17 protein-coding genes, 1 tRNA gene and 1 riboswitch are annotated in these 17015 nt (G+C 68.3%); of the genes, 16 read left to right on the top strand and 2 right to left on the bottom strand.

What is annotated here, in order from left to right; genetic code table 11:
• The first annotated feature begins 478 nt into the window (after window positions 1–478).
• Genes MKD50_RS04950 through MKD50_RS04925 form a run of 6 tightly spaced genes read left to right on the top strand, consistent with a single transcriptional unit; the run spans window position 479 to window position 6818 of the window.
• Window positions 479–1090, top strand: a complete 612-nt coding sequence (locus MKD50_RS04950) for a GspH/FimT family pseudopilin (RefSeq protein ID WP_252666546.1) — start codon at window positions 479–481, stop codon at window positions 1088–1090.
• Entirely contained in the window at window positions 1081–1644 is a 564-nt protein-coding gene (gene pilV, locus MKD50_RS04945; protein ID WP_252666545.1) for a type IV pilus modification protein PilV, read from the top strand. Before MKD50_RS04950 ends, pilV begins: the two co-directional genes overlap by 10 nt.
• Window positions 1641–2396: a PilW family protein gene (locus tag MKD50_RS04940; protein ID WP_252666544.1), complete on the top strand. Its 756-nt coding sequence runs from the start codon at window positions 1641–1643 to the stop codon at window positions 2394–2396. Before pilV ends, MKD50_RS04940 begins: the two co-directional genes overlap by 4 nt.
• Window positions 2393–2980, top strand: coding sequence for a pilus assembly PilX family protein (locus MKD50_RS04935; RefSeq protein ID WP_115704268.1), 588 nt, complete (start codon window positions 2393–2395; stop codon window positions 2978–2980). The genes MKD50_RS04940 and MKD50_RS04935 overlap by 4 nt, the downstream gene beginning before the upstream one ends.
• Window positions 2980–6354, top strand: coding sequence for a pilus assembly protein (locus MKD50_RS04930; RefSeq protein WP_252666543.1), 3375 nt, complete (start codon window positions 2980–2982; stop codon window positions 6352–6354). Before MKD50_RS04935 ends, MKD50_RS04930 begins: the two co-directional genes overlap by 1 nt.
• A gap of 5 nt (window positions 6355–6359) precedes the next feature.
• Window positions 6360–6818 (top strand): type IV pilin protein, encoded by a 459-nt coding sequence (locus MKD50_RS04925; protein ID WP_115704264.1) that lies wholly within the window; start codon window positions 6360–6362, stop codon window positions 6816–6818.
• Window positions 6819–6833: 15 nt separating this feature from the next.
• On the opposite strand, the gene nrdR is transcribed toward MKD50_RS04925, so the two are convergent.
• Both nrdR and glyA read right to left on the bottom strand, forming a co-directional pair.
• Entirely contained in the window at window positions 6834–7298 is a 465-nt protein-coding gene (nrdR, locus tag MKD50_RS04920) for a transcriptional regulator NrdR (protein ID WP_012353559.1), read from the bottom strand.
• A gap of 154 nt (window positions 7299–7452) precedes the next feature.
• Window positions 7453–8700 (bottom strand): serine hydroxymethyltransferase, encoded by a 1248-nt coding sequence (gene glyA / locus MKD50_RS04915; protein ID WP_092306910.1) that lies wholly within the window; start codon window positions 8698–8700, stop codon window positions 7453–7455.
• 124 nt (window positions 8701–8824) lie between these two features.
• Window positions 8825–8950, bottom strand: a riboswitch (ZMP/ZTP riboswitch).
• Window positions 8951–9115: 165 nt separating this feature from the next.
• Here glyA and ybgC point away from each other — a divergent pair.
• The 10 genes from ybgC to MKD50_RS04865 all read left to right on the top strand — a co-directional run bounded on the left by ybgC (window position 9116) and on the right by MKD50_RS04865 (window position 16830).
• Entirely contained in the window at window positions 9116–9520 is a 405-nt protein-coding gene (gene ybgC, locus MKD50_RS04910; protein WP_111519457.1) for a tol-pal system-associated acyl-CoA thioesterase, read from the top strand.
• Window positions 9517–10200 (top strand): protein TolQ, encoded by a 684-nt coding sequence (gene tolQ, locus MKD50_RS04905; protein WP_012353556.1) that lies wholly within the window; start codon window positions 9517–9519, stop codon window positions 10198–10200. Before ybgC ends, tolQ begins: the two co-directional genes overlap by 4 nt.
• A 60-nt stretch (window positions 10201–10260) precedes the next feature.
• Window positions 10261–10704 carry a protein TolR gene (tolR, locus tag MKD50_RS04900; RefSeq protein ID WP_115704262.1) on the top strand — a complete coding sequence of 148 codons (444 nt, stop codon included), beginning with the start codon at window positions 10261–10263 and terminating at the stop codon, window positions 10702–10704.
• Window positions 10705–10740: 36 nt separating this feature from the next.
• Window positions 10741–11835: a cell envelope integrity protein TolA gene (gene tolA, locus MKD50_RS04895; RefSeq protein ID WP_115704260.1), complete on the top strand. Its 1095-nt coding sequence runs from the start codon at window positions 10741–10743 to the stop codon at window positions 11833–11835.
• A gap of 216 nt (window positions 11836–12051) precedes the next feature.
• Window positions 12052–13419 (top strand): Tol-Pal system beta propeller repeat protein TolB, encoded by a 1368-nt coding sequence (gene tolB, locus MKD50_RS04890; protein ID WP_240072457.1) that lies wholly within the window; start codon window positions 12052–12054, stop codon window positions 13417–13419.
• 15 nt (window positions 13420–13434) lie between these two features.
• Window positions 13435–13944 carry a peptidoglycan-associated lipoprotein Pal gene (gene pal, locus MKD50_RS04885; RefSeq protein WP_115704257.1) on the top strand — a complete coding sequence of 170 codons (510 nt, stop codon included), beginning with the start codon at window positions 13435–13437 and terminating at the stop codon, window positions 13942–13944.
• A 15-nt stretch (window positions 13945–13959) separates the two neighbouring features.
• Window positions 13960–14718 carry a tol-pal system protein YbgF gene (gene ybgF / locus MKD50_RS04880; protein WP_115704255.1) on the top strand — a complete coding sequence of 253 codons (759 nt, stop codon included), beginning with the start codon at window positions 13960–13962 and terminating at the stop codon, window positions 14716–14718.
• 120 nt (window positions 14719–14838) lie between these two features.
• On the top strand, window positions 14839–15522 hold the full coding sequence (gene queC, locus MKD50_RS04875; protein ID WP_115704253.1) for a 7-cyano-7-deazaguanine synthase QueC: 684 nt from the start codon (window positions 14839–14841) through the stop codon (window positions 15520–15522).
• A 48-nt stretch (window positions 15523–15570) separates the two neighbouring features.
• The gene (locus MKD50_RS04870) at window positions 15571–16686 is read left to right on the top strand and encodes a YeeE/YedE family protein (RefSeq protein WP_252666542.1); all 1116 of its coding nucleotides are present in this window, start codon (window positions 15571–15573) and stop codon (window positions 16684–16686) included.
• Between the two features lie 68 nt (window positions 16687–16754).
• A tRNA-Lys gene (locus MKD50_RS04865) sits at window positions 16755–16830 on the top strand.
• Window positions 16831–17015 lie beyond the last annotated feature (185 nt).

Below are 17015 nucleotides of genomic sequence, written 5' to 3'. Positions count from 1 at the left end.
CCGCGAACGTGCCGAAACGTAAAGCAGGGAAATCCGCACCATTGTGTTAAGCGCGGACCTGCTGTGTCCGATCGTCACGCTTGCCCGCGGTCAGTTGCGGCGGCCCAACGCCTTGCCGACTGGCCGCCGAACGCTGCGCGATGCAATTGACAGGAATTATCAAATTCCCCACTATCGCGGGTGTTGCAAAGTCGTAACGATTCAGCTATTCGAATCGCGATTCGCGGCATCCCGTTGCCAGCCGCTCAGTCGGCAGCGAGGAATAGAACAACAATTTTCGGGTGCGGGCTGGCCTTTTCGCCGTCAGAGCGGAGTGCCTTGCCCAGATAACAAAGCCATTTATCGGGGGTCAACATGCATCGGGTCATCCTGGCAGTTCCTTGTCCATCGGCGGCGGCGCCTCTGCCCGCGCGCTGACATGCCGGCGACGGTTCGCCTTCGCGATACCGCGCCTCCCCGCCTTCACCACGATGTAGCCATGCCCGGCCCGGGCCTGCCTGTGCGCGTGACTCGCAACGGCAGCTGTGCATGCGCAGGGCCGCGCGCGTTGCGCCGGTGCTGCCGCGGGCTGACGCTGGTCGAACTGATGGCGGTGGTGGTGATGGTGGCGATCCTGGCCGCGATCGGCACGCCTTCGTTCGTCTCGCTGCTGCGCACCAGCCGCGTCGACAGCGAGATCCAGTCGATGGTTGGCACCCTGCAGCTCGCGCGCAGCGAGGCCATCAAGCGCGGCTTGCCGGTCAGCGTGTGCCCGTCCGGCAATGGCACCACGTGCCTGGGAGCCGGCAACTGGGCGCGCGGCTGGATTGCGTTCGTCGACCGCAATGGCTCGGGAACGGTGGACGCGGCGCCGCCGGCCGACGAGGTGCTGCACTACCGCGCCGGCTGGTCCGCCACCGACACCTTCACCACGCCCGCCGGCGCTGCCTTCCTGAGCTACAACCGCGATGGCTTTGCCGTGCTGCCCGGCGGCGCGCTGACGATGACGCTGCGCACCAGCCCGGCGGCCGACGACGCCACCCGCTGCATCGCCATCAACATTGCCGGCCGGCAGACCATCCAGCGCGCCGGGGAGGGCGCATGCCAGTGACCGGACGGAGCGGCAGCCTGCGCCGGCGCCGCATGGCGCGCGGACTCTCGCTGATCGAGGTGCTGATCACGCTGGTGATCACCTCGGTGGGACTGCTCGGCCTGGCCAAGATGCAGGCGGCGGCGCTGGCCAATACGCAGATTGCGCGCGGGCGTTCGCTGGTGGCGCTGCAACTGGAAAGCCTGGCCGCGGCGATGCACGGCAACCGCGGCTTCTGGGCCGCCGGCACGGCGCCGCAGACATTCACGCTGTCCGGCGCGACGGTGACCGACAGCACCGGCGCGCTCAGCGCCGCCGCGCCGGACTGCGCCAGCGTGGCGTGCATGCCGATCCAGATGGCCGCCTACGATGTGCAGCACTGGGCCGCGGATATGGCGGCGCGCTTTCCCACCTACGCGGCCACGGTCAACTGCAGCAACGACATCAGCCGCCCCATCCGCTGCAGCCTGACCGCCACCTGGAGCGAGCACTACCTGGCCTACAACCAGACCACCGCTGCGCAGACCTCGGCCATGACGGCCACGCAAAGCCTGACGCTGCACGTCCAGCCATGAGAGCGATCCTTCAAAACCCGCTGCGCGGGTCTCGCCGCGGATATCGATGCGCGCAGGCCGGTGTCTCGCTGGTCGAGGTGCTGGTCGCCATGGTGATCGCGCTGTTCATGCTGGCGGCGCTGATGACGGTGTTCCTCAACCTGCGCGGCACCGTGCGCGACCAGGAGCGCCTGGCGGCGCTGCAGGACAGCGAGCGCCTGGTGATGACGATGCTGGCCAACACGGTGCAGTCGGCCGGGTACTTCCCCGATCCGCTGAACCAGGTCGCGGCGGACGCGCTGCCGGCGCTGGCCGGCAACGCCTTCGGCGATTTCGTCGCGGGGCAGGCCATCGTCGGCCAGTCCGGCGCTGATGGGGCCAGCGATACGCTGACGGCGCGCTTTGTCACCGCCAGCGGCGACGGCATCATGAACTGCCAGGGCGCGGCCAATACCTCGGGTGCCAGTGTCGCCTACCTCAACACCTTTGCGGTCAATGCCGGCAACGAGCTGACCTGCGCGGTCAACGGCGGCGCTCCGGTGCCGCTGGCCGGCGGCGTCACCGCGCTGCGGGTGCGCTACGGCACCGACACCAGCAACGGCGGCAACGTCGACACCTACCTGAGCGCCAGCGCGGTCAGCGCCGGGGCACTGTGGGGCCAGGTGCGCAGCGCGCGCGTGACGCTGACCTTTGCCAATCCCTTTGCCGGGCAGCCCGGCCAGCCGGCCTCGCTCGGCTGGACCCAGACCATCAGCCTGATGAACCGCCCATGACCCGCGCCCAGCCAGCCCGCTTCCGCGCCGGCGCCCCGCCCCGCGGCTATGTCCTGATCATCGGCCTGCTGTTCCTGCTGATCCTGTCGCTGCTGTCGGTGACGATGTTCCGCGGCTTCGGCCTGCAGGAGAAGATCGCCGGCAACACCCGCGAGAAGCAGCGCGCGTTCGAGGCCGCGCAGGGTGCGCTGCAGTACGGCGAGTGGTGGCTGGGGCAGGGCAACGGTTCCGCCGGCGCCGCCTGCAACAGCGTGATCGACGCCAACGACCCGGCCAACCTGCAGGTCTGCGCCAACGCGCTGGCAGACCCGGCCAGCCTGCCGTGGACGCCGGCGCGGGCGGATTACCTGCCGCCGTCGATGCGCCTTGCGACGGCCGGCCGCCCCGGGGGCCTGAACGGCACCGACATCAACTACGCGCGCGCGCCCAGCCTCTACATCCACTATCTGGGCCTGTCGCCGGATGGCCTGTCGATGCTGTTCCGCGTCACCGGCGCCGGCTACGGCGGCAGCGACGGCACCGCCGCGGTGGTGCAGAGCACCTACCAGCTTGGCGCGGGCACCAGGGACCTCGGGAAAGAGTGATGAGCCAACCTCCACGCCTCGCTGGCATTGCCGCCGCCGCAAGCGCCGTCGTCCACGCGCTGCTGGCGGGCCAGGCGCATGCGCTGGTGATCCAGGACAACCTCAACGGGGCTGCGTCCTCTTACGACTGGGTGGCGCTGAATGGCGCGTGCCTGACCGCGGGCAACGGCACCGGCTCGATTCCGGGCTGCGCCACGTCGAGCTTCACCTATTACCGGGACCGCAACTCGAAGCTGGTCGGGGGCGCCAGCGGGAGCGTGCCGGATGCCGCGGGCTACGGCGCGCTGCGGCTGACCAATGGCGACACGGCCGAGGGCGCGAACGGCGACAACCAGACCGGCGCGGTGGTGTCCCGCTTCACCTTCGGCATGCAGGAAGGGTTGCAAGTCACGTTCTCCACCGTCACCTACGGCGGCGACAACCTGCGGGGCACCGGGGCCGACGGCATCAGCTTCTATCTGGCCGACGGCAGCAGGAGCCCGACCGTGGGCGGGCTGGGCGGCAGCCTGGGCTACAGCTGCTCCAACGTCAATGGCGCGTACGACGGCGTGGCCGGGGGCTATATCGGCATCGGCATCGACGAGTTCGGCAACTTCTCGAACAAGGCCGACAACACCGACTCGGGCCCCGCCTTCCAGACCAACCGCATCAGCGTGCGCGGCTCTGGCGATACCAACTGGGCCGGCCTGCGCGCCGCCTATCCCGGCTATTACCCCGACAGCCTGAACGCCAGCAAGCGCGCGCAGGCCGTGCAGAACACCTGCGCGCGCGGCTATGTGCAGGACTGGAGCAGCGGCAAGGACGGCGGCGATGTCAGGGGACGGCGGCTGGCCTACAACTACCGCATGCTCGGCATCAGCGACCTGCCCGACAAGATCGCCAATCAGCAGGCGGTGTCGAGGCCGACGCGCGCCAAAGGCATCCCCATCGTCTATTCGCTCAAGCTGACCCAGAACGGGCTGCTGAGCATGTCCTACAGCTACAACGGCGGCGCGGCCACGCCGGTGATCACCGATCAGGACATCACGCAGGCCAACGGACCGGTGCCGGCGTCGCTTCGCTTCGGCTTTGCCGCGGGTACCGGCAGCGGCAGCAACGTGCACGAGATCACCTGCTTCAAGGCCGAGCCGGTGGGCCAGTCCAGCAGCTCGGCCGGCACCAACGTGCAGCAGTCGGCGCGGGTCGAGGCCGGCTCGCAGGTGTACCTGGCCTACTACCATCCGACCAACTGGTGGGGCGAGCTGAGCGCGCAGAACCTGCTCTACGATCCCGCCACCGATTCGGTGTCGATTGCCACCGTGGCCAACTGGAACGCGCATTGCACGCTGACCGGCGGCCACTGCGCGGCGACCGGCACCACGGTGGTGGCGCAGGCGCCGGACAGCCGCAGGATCCTGACCTGGAGCGGCAGCACCGGCATCCCGCTGCGCTGGGACGGCAACCTGCCCGACGCGCACAAGGCGAAGCTGAGCGCGGGCGATGCCGCGCCGGGCGGCGACCGCCTCGACTACCTGCGCGGGGACCGCAGCAAGGAACTGAACGCGGCCGGCGCCGGGCTGTTCCGCAAGCGCACCGGCGTGCTGGGCGACATCATCGATTCCAGCCCGGCCTGGGTCGGCGCACCGTCATCGCCGTACAGCGGACCGTGGACCGATGCGTTGCACAAGCGCGCCAGCCCGCCCGAGCCCGCCGGCAGCTACGACGCCTTCCGGCAAGCCAAGGCACAGCGGCTCAACGTGGTCTATGTCGGTGCCAACGACGGGCTGCTGCACGGCTTCCGTTCCGGCTACTACAACGCGGCGGGCGCCTTCGTCGGCAACGACGCCAGCAAGCCCAACGACGGGCGCGAGGTGCTGGCGTACATGCCCGGCGCGGTCCTCGACACCATCCAGTCGACCCATGCGGCGCTCGCCTACAGTTCGCCGCAATACGTGCACAACCTGTTTGTCGATGCCACGCCCGGCACCGGCGACCTTTACTACGGCGGGGCCTGGCATACCTGGCTGGTCGGCGGCCTGGGGCCGGGCGCGAACCGCGGCGGCCCGCTCGCCAGCAAGACCGCGACCGCGACCGGCGGCGCGCTCTACGCGCTCGACGTGACCGATCCGGAGCGCTTCGGCGATACCCCGGCGGCGGCCAGCGCCACGGTGATCGGCGAGTGGAACAACACGCTGCAGTGCACCGGCGATAGCGCGTGCGGCGACAACCTCGGCAACACCCATGGCACGCCCGTGATCCGCCGCCTGCACAACGGCCAGTGGGCGGTGCTGTTCGGCAACGGCCTGGGCAGCAAGAGCGGCTCCGCCGGGCTGTTCATCATGCTGGTCGACCCGGCCGACGGCTCGCGCAGCTTCCGCTATCTCGGCACCGGCTACGGCCCGCAGCAGGATCCGGCCGGCGCCAGCAGCCGCAACGGCATTGCCTATGTCACGCCGGCCGACCTCGACGGCGACCACATCACCGACTACGTCTACGCCGGCGACGTGTTCGGCAACCTGTGGCGCTTCGACCTGACCTCGGACAATCCGGACCACTGGCGCGCCGGCAGCCGCCCGCTGATGCAGACCGGCGGCAAGCCCATCTCCACCAGGGTCGCGGTGGGCTCGGTGCCCGGCACCGGAACCGGCGCCGCGGCGATGCCGCGCGTGGTGGTGGCGTTCGGCACCGGCCGCCGGCTGGAGCAGACCCAGGGCAGCGAAGCGGTGTTCGAGCCGGGCGGGCAGGGGCTGTACGGCGTGTGGGACTGGGACATGGCGGGGTGGAACGCGGTGGCCGGCGCGCAGGCCCGCTATGCCTCGCTGGCCAGCGCCGCCCGTCCGCTTTCCGGCGCCAACCTGACCCAGCAATCGATTACCGCCGAAGGGCGCGCGGTCGGCAGCACGGTCACGGTGCGCACGGTCAGCGCCGGCAAGGTGTGCTGGCAGGGCTCGAACGCCTGCGCCAGCGGCAACAACAAGTACGGCTGGCAGCTGCCGCTGCCGTCGGCTACGCGCGAGCAGGTGATCTACAACCCGGTGATCGCCTACGGCATGGTGATCGTCAATACCACCATCCCGCCCAGTTCGGCGCTGTCGCAGGCGCTGTCGTGCAATGCGGAGGTGCCGTCGGGCTTCACCATGGGCGTGTCGATGGGCTCGGGCGGAGCGGCCGCGCAGTCGTTCTTCAGCAGCACCAACAGCAGCACCTTCCCGTTGCTGAACAACGGCATCGTCAGCGGCATCGGCCTGAGTGGCACCGGCACGCCGTCGGTGGTGACGGCGAAGAAGCGGCCATACCTGGTGCAGCAGACCGTGGGCGGCAGCGGCGCCATCACCCAGATCAACCCCGGTGCCAATGGCGCCGGCGCCCGCCTCAACTGGATCCGCCTGCGCTGACCACCATGAACCTGCGTGCCTTCCTCCAAGCGCGGCGTGCCGCCGCCGGCTTCACGCTGATCGAGCTGATGATCACGGTGGCGATCGCCGCGATCCTGGCCGCGATCGCCTACCCGTCCTACACCGAACACGTGCGCAAGTCGCGCCGCACCGACGCCAAGACCGCCTTGCTGGATCTCGCGGCGCGCCAGGAGCGGCTGTTCAGCACGCAGAACGTCTATGGCGGCACGCCCGCGGCGCTGGGATATGCCGGCGCGGCGTTCCCGGTGGCGGTCCAGTCAGGCGGCCAGGCGTACTACCAGCTGAGCGTGGTGGCCGGCAATCCTGCGACCAGCTACAGCGCGACGGCAACGCCGGTCGGCGCGCAGGCGGGGGACGACTGCGGCAGCTATACCATCAACCACCTGGGTCTGCAGGGGAACACCGGAATGCGCGCCGGCGTGGCGTCGGCGCAGTGCTGGTAGCCGCAGACGCAGGCGTCAGCGCTTGCCGCTGCCGGCGGTGACTTCGGCCAGCACGTCCGAGAATTCGGACACGTCTTCAAAGCTGCGGTAGACCGAGGCAAAGCGGATATAGGCGATCTTGTCGAGCTTGCGCAGCTCGCGCATCACCAGTTCGCCGACCTGGCTGCTGGGGATTTCCTTCTCGCCCAGGGCCAGCAGCTTTTCCTCGATCCGGGTGATGGCTTCGTCGATGGCTTCGGCCGAGACCGGGCGCTTGCGCAACGCCAGGCGCATTGAATCCTTCAGCTTGGCGCGGGCGTAGTCCACGCGCGAGCCGTTTTTCTTGACGATGGCGGGGAAGAACAGCTCGATCCGCTCATAGGTGGTGAAGCGGCGGTCGCAGGCTTCGCAGCGGCGGCGCCGGCGCACGGCATCGCCGTCTTCCGACATGCGGGTGTCGAGAACCTGGGTATTGGAATGACCGCAAAAGGGGCATTTCATGCCGGACCACCTTCAGTTGAACCCCATCGCCTTGTCCGTGTTGTCGTTCTGCGGCGGCAGGGCGGGTTGGCGAGGCCCGCGGTCCGCGCCGGAGTGGCGCGGACCGCGGAGCTGCCGGCCGCCCGTGCGCGTGCGCGCGGGCGGCCTGGGCGCGTCAGCCGTAGACCGGGAAACGCTTGGTCAGGGCCGACACCTGCTCGCGCACCGCGGCGATATTGGCGGCGTCGTGCGGGTTGTCCAGCACGTCGGCGATCAGGTTGCCGACGATGCGGGCTTCTTCTTCCTTGAAGCCGCGCGTGGTCATGGCCGGCGAGCCGACGCGGATGCCGGAGGTGACGAACGGCTTTTCCGGGTCATTCGGAATCGCGTTCTTGTTCACGGTCAGGTGCGCCTCGCCCAGGATGCGCTCGGCTTCCTTGCCGGTGATGTTCTTGGCGCGCAGGTCGACCAGCATCACATGGCTCTCGGTGCGGCCCGAGACGATGCGCAGGCCGCGCGCGATCAGGGTCTCGGCCAGCACCGCGGCGTTCTTCACCACCTGCTGCTGGTATTCCTTGAACTCCGGCGTCAGCGCTTCCTTGAACGCCACCGCCTTGCCGGCGATCACGTGCATCAGCGGGCCGCCCTGGATGCCGGGGAAGATCGACGAGTTGATCGCCTTCTCGTGCTCGGCCTTCATCAGGATCACGCCGCCGCGCGGGCCACGCAGGCTCTTGTGGGTGGTGGTGGTGACGAAGTCGGCGTGCGGCACCGGGTTCGGGTAGACACCCGCGGCGATCAGGCCGGCGTAGTGGGCCATGTCGACCATGAAGTAGGCGCCGATCGACTTGGCGACGCGGCCGATGCGCTCGAAGTCGATGCGCAGCGCGAAGGCCGAGGCGCCGGCGATGATCAGCTTGGGCTTCTTCTCTTGCGCCAGCTTTTCGAGCGCGTCGTAGTCGATGTCTTCCTGGGCGTTGAGGCCGTAGCTGACCACGTTGAACCACTTGCCGCTCATGTTCAGCGCCATGCCGTGGGTCAGGTGGCCGCCTTCGGCCAGGCTCATGCCCATGATGGTGTCGCCCGGCTTGAGCACGGCGAAGTACACACCCTGGTTGGCCTGCGAGCCCGAGTTGGGCTGCACGTTGGCCGCTTCGGCGCCGAACAGCTGCTTGACGCGGTCAATGGCCAGCTGCTCGACGATGTCGACGTACTCGCAACCGCCGTAGTAGCGCTTGCCGGGATAGCCCTCGGCGTACTTGTTGGTCAGCTGCGAACCTTGCGCGGCCATCACCGCGGGCGAGGTGTAGTTCTCGGAGGCGATCAGCTCGATGTGGTCTTCCTGGCGCTGGTTTTCCTGCTGGATGGCGGCAAAGACCTCGGGGTCGATCTGGTCGATCGTAAAACGGCTGCGTTCGAACATGGCGAAACTCGTCTGAAAAAAGGGAATCCGATTCAGGCATCGGGGGTAGGGCGCGCGGGGAAGGCTAGCGGCGACCGGCACCGGCGGCGGCTTGGCCGTCGGCGCAGGGCGCACCCTGCTTCCCATTCGCTGCCCAGGCGAGCGGCAGGCATGACTCGCGTCAACGCCATGGCGTTTGGAAACTTCACGCCAGAGAACTTGCGCTTCCTCGTGGTAGTGCCCACTGACTTCGCCAGTCGCGCAAGATGGAATGGTTGCGCGCAGTGTAGCGCGAGGCGGCCGCCCGCCGCAAGCCGTGGAGCCGCCAGCCAAGCGCTGGCAAGGGCTGGCGCGGGCCTGGCCAGCAACTTGCTGTTGCAAAGTCGTCCTGCGGGTTTACACGAAACGGGTATCGCTCTCCGTTACAATCGCGGCCATGCCAAACTTTGTCTGGACCCTGCGGGTGTACTGGGAAGACACCGATGCAGGCGGCGTAGTGTTCTACGCCAACTACCTCAAGTTCTTCGAGCGCGCCCGCACCGAGTGGCTGCGCTCGCTCGGCATCGAACAGCAGGCGCTCGCCGACCAGGCCGGCGTGGTCTTCATCGTCCGCAGCACGGCGGTGGACTACAATGCGCCCGCCCGGCTGGACGACCAGCTTGAGATCCGCACGCGCATCGACCGGGTCGGCCCGGCTTCGGTGCAGTTCACCCAGGAAGCCTGGCGTGGCGAGCTGATGCTCGCGACCGGCGCGATCCGCGTTGGCTGCGTCGACAAAAGCACTTTCCGTCCCGCCCCGATCCCCGACCCCGTTCTAGCCACCATCAAGTCAGCACGATGAATCCCGTGACCGTCACGCAAGACATGTCGATCGTAACGCTGGTGCTCCACGCCAGCGTGCTGGCACAGGCCGTCATGGCGCTGTTGCTCGTCATGTCGCTGTTTTCATGGACCTATATCTTCCGCAAGCACCTGGCGGTGCGTTCGGCGCGCACCCAGACCGAAGGCTTCGAGCGCGACTTCTGGGCCGGCGGCGATCTGCAGGCGCTCTATAACAGCGCGGTCAACAACCGCCATAACACTGGTGCGCTGGAACGGATCTTCGAATCCGGCATGGGCGAGTTTCTGAAGGCGCGCGAACGCGGCAACGAAGCCGGCGCGCTGCTCGACGCCGCCCGCCGCGCCATGCGCGCGGCCTACCAGCGCGAGATGGACGTGCTGGAGTCGCATTTGCCGTTCCTGGCCTCGGTCGGTTCGGTGAGCCCCTATATCGGCCTGTTCGGCACGGTGTGGGGGATCATGAACGCGTTCCGCGGGCTGTCGAACGTGCAGCAGGCGACGCTCGCGTCGGTGGCGCCCGGCATTGCCGAGGCCCTGGTGGCGACCGCGATCGGCCTGTTCGCGGCGATCCCGGCGGTGATTGCCTACAACCGCTATGCCACCGAAATCGATCGCCTGGCAATCCGGTTCGAGAGCTTCATGGAAGAGTTCCTGAACATCCTGCAGCGGCAGACCCGCTAACCGTATTCCCTATCAACGGTCCGGGCGCTAGCCCGGGCCGGCGTTTTCAGGAGTCCTGCAATGGCAGCCATTCAGCGCCGCGGCGGCTCGCGCCGCCGGGCCAGCGCCGAGATCAACGTCGTGCCGTATATCGACGTCATGCTGGTGCTGCTGGTCATCTTCATGGTGGCCGCGCCGATCGTCAGCCCCGCCACCGTCGACCTGCCCACCGTGGCCAATGCCACGCCACAGCAGAAGGCGCCCCCGATCGTCGTCACCGTGCATGAAGACGGACGGCTCACCGCGCGCGGCAAGGACACCGCCGGCAATGCCTTCGAGCGCAAGCTCGACAAGCAGGGGCTGCTGGACTTCGTCCACCAGCGCCAGAACGAGAACCCGGACCAGCCGGTGGTGATCGCCGCCGACCGCGCGGTCAAGTACGAGGCGGTGCTGGACGTGATGTCGGTCCTGAAAGCCGACGGCGTCAAGCGCGTGGGCCTGATGGTCAAGTCCAAGACCTCCTGACGTATTGAAGCACCTATCCGATTGCCGTTGCGCTTGATGACGACCGCCGCCGCCTATCCCTACCAGCCGGTCAAGGAGCGGGGAACCCTGCGTTCCTTCCTGCTCGCGCTGCTCATGCACCTGCTGCTGGCCGTGGTGCTGTACTACGGCGTGAGCTGGCAGAGCAGCACCCCGGTCGGGGCCGAGGCCGAACTATGGGAGGAAATCCCCGCCGCCACCGCGCCCCCGCCGCCACGGCCGCAGCCGCAGCCAGAGCCCGAGCCGGTGGTGCAGCCGCGTCCGGCGCCGCCGCCGCCGCAGGTGAAGAGCAAGGTCGAGGACGACGCCGATATCGCGCTGGAGCAGAAGAAGCGCCGCGCCGAGGCGGCCGCGCGCGAAGAAGCCGAGCGCAAGGAAGCGGCACGCAAGGACGCCGAGCGCAAGGAAGAGGCGCGCAAGGAAGAGGCGCGCAAGGAAGCCCTGCGCAAGGAAGCCGACCGAAAGGAAGCCGACCGCAAGGAAGCCGACCGGCGCGAGGCCGAGCGCAAGGAAGCGCAACGCAAGGAAGACGCGAAGAAGAAGGCCGCGCAGCAGGAACAGGACCGCAAGGAGCAGGCCGAGCGCGAGCGCAAGGAAGCGGCCGAGGCCAAGGCCAGGGCGCAGGCCGATGCCAAGGCCAAGGCCCAGGCCGACGCCAAGGCAAAAGCGCAGGCCGACGCCAAGGCCAAGGCGGATGCCGACGCCAAGGCCAAGCGCGAAGCCGCTGCCAATGCCCAGCGCAAGAGCGAGCTGGCGCGCCTGCAGGCGCTGGCCGGCGGCTCCGGCGCCGGCGGTGGCGGGGTCGGCAATGCGGCCGGCGCCGGTGCCGGCGGTGGCGGCAAGGCTTCGCCCGGCTATGCCGACCGCGTGCGGCGCCGCGTCAAGCCGAACATCGTCTTTGCCGAGGACGTGCCGGGCAATCCGACCGCGGTGGTTTCGGTGCAGCTGGCGCCGGACGGTTCGCTGCTGTCGGCGCGGCTGTCCAAGTCCAGCGGCAACTCCGGCTGGGACAATGCCGTGCTGCGCGCGGTGGAGCGTTCCGATCCGCTGCCGCGCGACGAGAACGGCAAGGCGCCGGCCAGCTTCACCATTACCTTCCGGCCGAAGGACTGAGTGAGACTGAGTGAACGGCACGGCATGATTTGCAACATAATGCAACCTTCATCGTCGGGCTCCAGTCCCAGCGCTAGCATGACAGGTTGCCTGACGCAGCCGACGGTGCGGTATGCACACGGACGGGGCATGCGCCACGCGCTGCAATGCCGCATTTGCCCGTGTTGCCGATTGCCTGTCGTGCCCGACGAAACTTGAAATCGACTGAGGAGCAGCATGCGAAAGCTTTGGGCCCCCAACTGGCTGTCCGCGAGGCGGCACAACGCAAACCCCGCACCACAACGCCTCCGGCCGCTGCCCCTGGCGGGCCGCCGCGCGCTGATGGCATGGCTGGCCGCGGCCATGGCCATGGCAGCCGGCGCCGCGCACGCGCAGCTCAACGTTGAGATCTCCGGGGTCGGCGCCACCCAGATCCCGGTGGCCACCGCCAATTTCCAGGGCGAGGCCCAGGCGCCGCAGAACCTGACCGCGATCATCCGTGCCGACCTGGCGCGCAGCGGTCGCCTGCGCAATGTCGACCCGGGCGGCGCCACCGTGGCGGAATCCGCCAATGTCGACCTGGGCGGCTGGAAAGCGCGCGGCGCCGATGCCTTCGTCGCCGGCAGCGTGACCCCGGCCGCCGGCGGCAAGTATGAAGTGCGCTTCCGCCTGTACGACACCGTCAAGGGCCAGAGCCTGGGCGGGCTGGCCTTCACCGTGAACCAGTCGCAGCTGCGCGTGACCGCGCACAAGATCGCCGACTACATCTATGAAAAGCTGCTGGGCGAGCGCGGCGTCTTTGCCACGCGCCTGTCCTACGTGTCGAAGGTGGGCGGCCGCTACCAGCTGCTGATCTCGGATTCGGACGGGCAGAACGCACAGGTGGCGCTGACCAGCAACGAGCCCATCATTTCGCCGTCGTGGTCGCCGGACGGCGCGCGCGTGGCCTATGTCTCGTTCGAGGCCAAGAAGCCGGTGGTGTATGTGCACGACCTCGCCAGCGGCAAGCGCACGCTGGTGTCGAACCAGAAGGGTAACAACAGCGCGCCGTCGTGGTCGCCGGACGGCCGCCACCTGGCGCTGGCGCTGTCGCGCGACGGCAATACCCAGGTCTACCAGGTCAATGCCGACGGCTCGGGCATCCGCCGCCTGTCGCGCAGCAGCGCCATCGACACCGAGCCGCAGTACTCGCCCGACGGCAAGAGCATCTACTTCACCAGCGACCGCGGCGGTGCGCCGCAGGTCTACCGCATGCCCGCCTCCGGCGAGGAGGGCGGCGGGGCGCAACGCGTGACGTTCAAGGGCAGCTACAACGTGAGCCCGCGCATTTCGCCGGATGGCAAGTACCTGGCGTACATCTCGCGCGGGGGCGGTTTCAAGCTGCAGTTGCAGGACCTGAGCAACGGCGACGTGACGTCGCTGACCGATACGGCCAACGACGAAGCGCCGAGCTTCGCCGCCAACGGCAAGTACATCCTTTATGCCACCCGCGTGGGCGGTCGCGCGGTGCTGGCGGCGGTGTCCACTGACGGGCGTACCCGGCAGGTTCTGTCCCTCCAGTCCGGCGATGTTCGCGAGCCGTCCTGGGGTCCTTTCATGCAATAACAGGAGTCAACCACCATGGCCCAACTGATGACCAAAACCCTTGCCGTCGCCGCGCTGCTGGCCCTTGGCGCCTGCAGCTCCGGCGTCAAGCTGGACGACACCGCCAACGCCGGCGCCGGCACGGCCGGCACGGGCGCCGATCCGCGCGCCGTTACCCCGGTGACCGCCGCCGATCCGCTGAACGATCCGAATAGCCCGCTGGCCAAGCGCAGCGTCTACTTCGACTTCGACAGCTACACCGTCAAGTCCGACTACCAGGGCCTGCTGACCGCGCACGCCAAGTATCTGGGCGGCAACAAGGGCCGCAAGATCCTGATCCAGGGCAACACCGACGAACGCGGCACCAGCGAGTACAACCTCGCGCTGGGCCAGAAGCGTGCCGAAGCCGTGCGCCGCTCGCTGGCCTCGATGGGCGTGCCCGATGCGCAGATGGAAGCCGTCAGCCTGGGCAAGGAAAAGCCCAAGGCCACCGGCCACGATGAAGCCTCGTGGGCCGAGAACCGCCGCGCGGACATCAACTACTGATCTGGACCGCCTTCCATGAAAGCACGCGTTTCCACCCTGTTGTGGCTCGCCGCCGTGGCCGGCGGCGGCATGCTGCCGCTGTCGCAGGCGCATGCCGGAGTGTTCGACGATGACGAGGCCCGCAAGGCCGTCATCGGCCTGCGCGACCAGTTCAACGGTTTCCAGGCGACCGCGACGCAGCGCATCGAGCAGAACAGCCGCAATCTGCTCGACATGCAGAACCAGCTCGAAGGCCTGCGCCAGGAAGTGGCGCGGCTGCGCGGCCAGAACGAAGTCCTGCAGAACACGGTGGAAACGCTGCAGAAGCAGCAGAAGGACTACTACGCCGACCTCGATGCGCGCCTGAAGAAATTCGAGCCGCAGCAGGTCACGGTCGAAGGTCGCGAAGGTATCGCGCAGCCGGGCGAAAAGCCCGAATACGATGCCGCGCTCAAGCAGTTCCAGGCGGGCGATTTCAAGAGCGCCGGGAATTCGTTCTCGGCGTTCGTGAAGAAATACCCGCAAAGCCCGTACCTGCCGCTGGCACAGTACTGGCTCGGCAACTCGCTGTACGCGCAGCGCGACTACAAGGGTTCCACCTTCGTGCTGCAGAACATGGTCAACGCCAACCCGACACACCCCAAGGTGCCGGACGCGATGATCGCCATTGCCAACAACCAGCTCGAGTCCGGCCAGAAGGCGGCCGCGCGCAAGACGCTGGAGCAGGTGGTGGCGAAGTATCCCGGCACCGAGGGCGCGCAGGCGGCGAGCAACCGGCTCAAGACGCTGAAGTAAGCGCCGGCGCCACCGCCCGCCACCGCAAGGCCCGCTTTCGCGGGCCTTTCTCGTTTGTCGCGCTAGAATATGCGATTCGCCTGAATGTTCTTGCGCGCCGCCCCCGGCGCGACCCGCACCATGACCCAACGCGCCATCGTCCTGCTGTCCGGCGGACTCGACTCCGCCACCGTACTTGCCATGGCCCGCGCCCAGGGCTTCGAGACCTATGCGCTGTCGATGCGCTACGGCCAGCGCCATTCCTCGGAGCTGGAAGCCGCCAGGCGCGTGGCCGCCGCGCTGGGCGCCGTGCGCCACGAGATCGTCGATCTCGACCTGCGCCGCTTCGGCGGCTCGGCGCTGACTGACGACGCGCTGGAAGTGCCGACCGATGGCGCCACCGGCGGCATTCCGGTCACCTATGTGCCGGCGCGCAACACCATCATGCTGTCGCTGGCGCTCGGCTGGGCCGAGGCGGTGGGCGGGCGCGACCTGTTCTTCGGCGCCAACGCGGTCGACTATTCCGGCTACCCGGACTGCCGCCCCGAATACGTCGCGGCCTACGAGACTCTGGCCAACCTGGCCACCAAGGCCGGCGTCGAGGGCGACCGCTTCCGCGTGCATGCGCCCATCATCGACATGACCAAGGGCGAGATCATCCGCGCCGGCATCGCGCTGGGCGTCGACTACAGCCTGACGGTGTCGTGCTACCAGGCCGACGACGACGGCCGCGCCTGCGGCGTGTGCGATTCCTGCCGCATCCGCCGCGCCGGCTTCGAGGCCGCCGGCGTGCCCGACCCGACCCGCTACCAGGCCGCCGCCTGATCCTGCACCTGAGTCCGCGCCTTAGCCTGAGCCCGCCGTTCCCGCCCCATGCCTGAAATCGATCTTGCCGCGCTGTCGCGCTCGGTGCTGCTGAGCACCTTTGTCCTGGCCTTCCTGTTTGGCGCGGTGCTGCAGCGCACGCACTTCTGCACCATGGGGGCGGTCTCGGACATCGTCAACATGGGCGACTGGAGCCGCATGCGCATGTGGGTGCTGGCGATCGGCGTGGCCATGATCGGCACCGGCGTGCTGGCCTGGATCGGCGCCATCGACCCGACCAAGACCATCTATGCCGCCAGCAAGCTGGCCTGGCTGTCGGCGCTGGCCGGCGGGCTGATGTTCGGCTTCGGCATGGTGCTGGCGTCGGGCTGCGGCAGCAAGACGCTGGTGCGCATCGGCGCGGGCAACCTGAAGTCGCTGGTGGTGTTCGTGTTCCTGGGGCTCTCGGCCTACATGACGCTGCGCGGCCTGTTCGGCGTGGTGCGCGTCAATACCGTCGACGCGGTGGCGCTGGCGTTGCCCACCACGCAGGACCTGCCCTCGGTTCTGGCGCAGGGCACCGGCGCGGCGCGCGGCGTGCTGCAACTGGGCCTGGGCCTGGCGCTGGGCGGCGTGCTGGCGGCGTGGGCGCTGGCCGGGCGCGGTTTCCGCACCTTCGACAACCTGCTGGGCGGCATCGGCGTGGGCCTGATCATCGTGGCGATGTGGTACGTGTCGGGCCACCTGGGCTACGTCGCCGAAGACCCCAATACGCTGGAAGAACTGTTCGTCTCGACCAACAGCGGCCGCATGGAAAGCCTGAGCTTCGTCGCGCCCTATGCCTACACGCTCGACTGGCTGATGATGTTCAGCGACAAGAGCAAGGTGCTGACCATCGGCATCGTCAGCGTGTTCGGCGTGATCGCCGGCGCGGCCGCCTATGCGCTCGCCACGCGCACCTTCCGCTGGGAAGGCTTCGGCAATGCCGAGGACGTCGCCAACCACATGGTCGGCGGCATCATGATGGGGGCCGGCGGGGTCACCGCGCTGGGCTGCACGGTGGGGCAGGGGCTGTCGGGCGTGTCGACGCTGGCGCTGGGCTCGTTCATTGCACTGGCCGGCATCCTGGCCGGCGCGGTCCTGGCGTTCCGCTACCAGATGTGGCGCCTGGAACGCATGGTGTAAGCGCGCTTGCGAGCCACGCCCTTGACACATCCAGAATCGCATCACTATAATCGCGGTTCTGTTTTTTCGGGTCGTTAGCTCAGTCGGTAGAGCAGCGGACTTTTAATCCGTTGGTCGCGTGTTCGAGTCACGCACGACCCACCAGCATTACGAAGGGCCTGTGGCGCACGTCACAGGCCCTTTTTGCATTGTTTCCGTCCGCCATGCCTCGATGGTAGGGGGTGCTTTAACTAGTTCGAGGTAGAGACGCGGGCCCGGCGCGCGCCCCACAATTAGCCAGCCGCGGCGTGTGGACCGCGGGCGCTCGGAACGGCCGCGAGACACGGCCA

The organism is Cupriavidus mimosae (genome assembly GCF_023952485.1).
GTDB lineage: Bacteria > Pseudomonadota > Gammaproteobacteria > Burkholderiales > Burkholderiaceae > Cupriavidus > Cupriavidus taiwanensis_C.
Note: the sequence above shows the minus strand (reverse complement) of the source record. Positions and strands in the feature narration are given on the sequence as shown.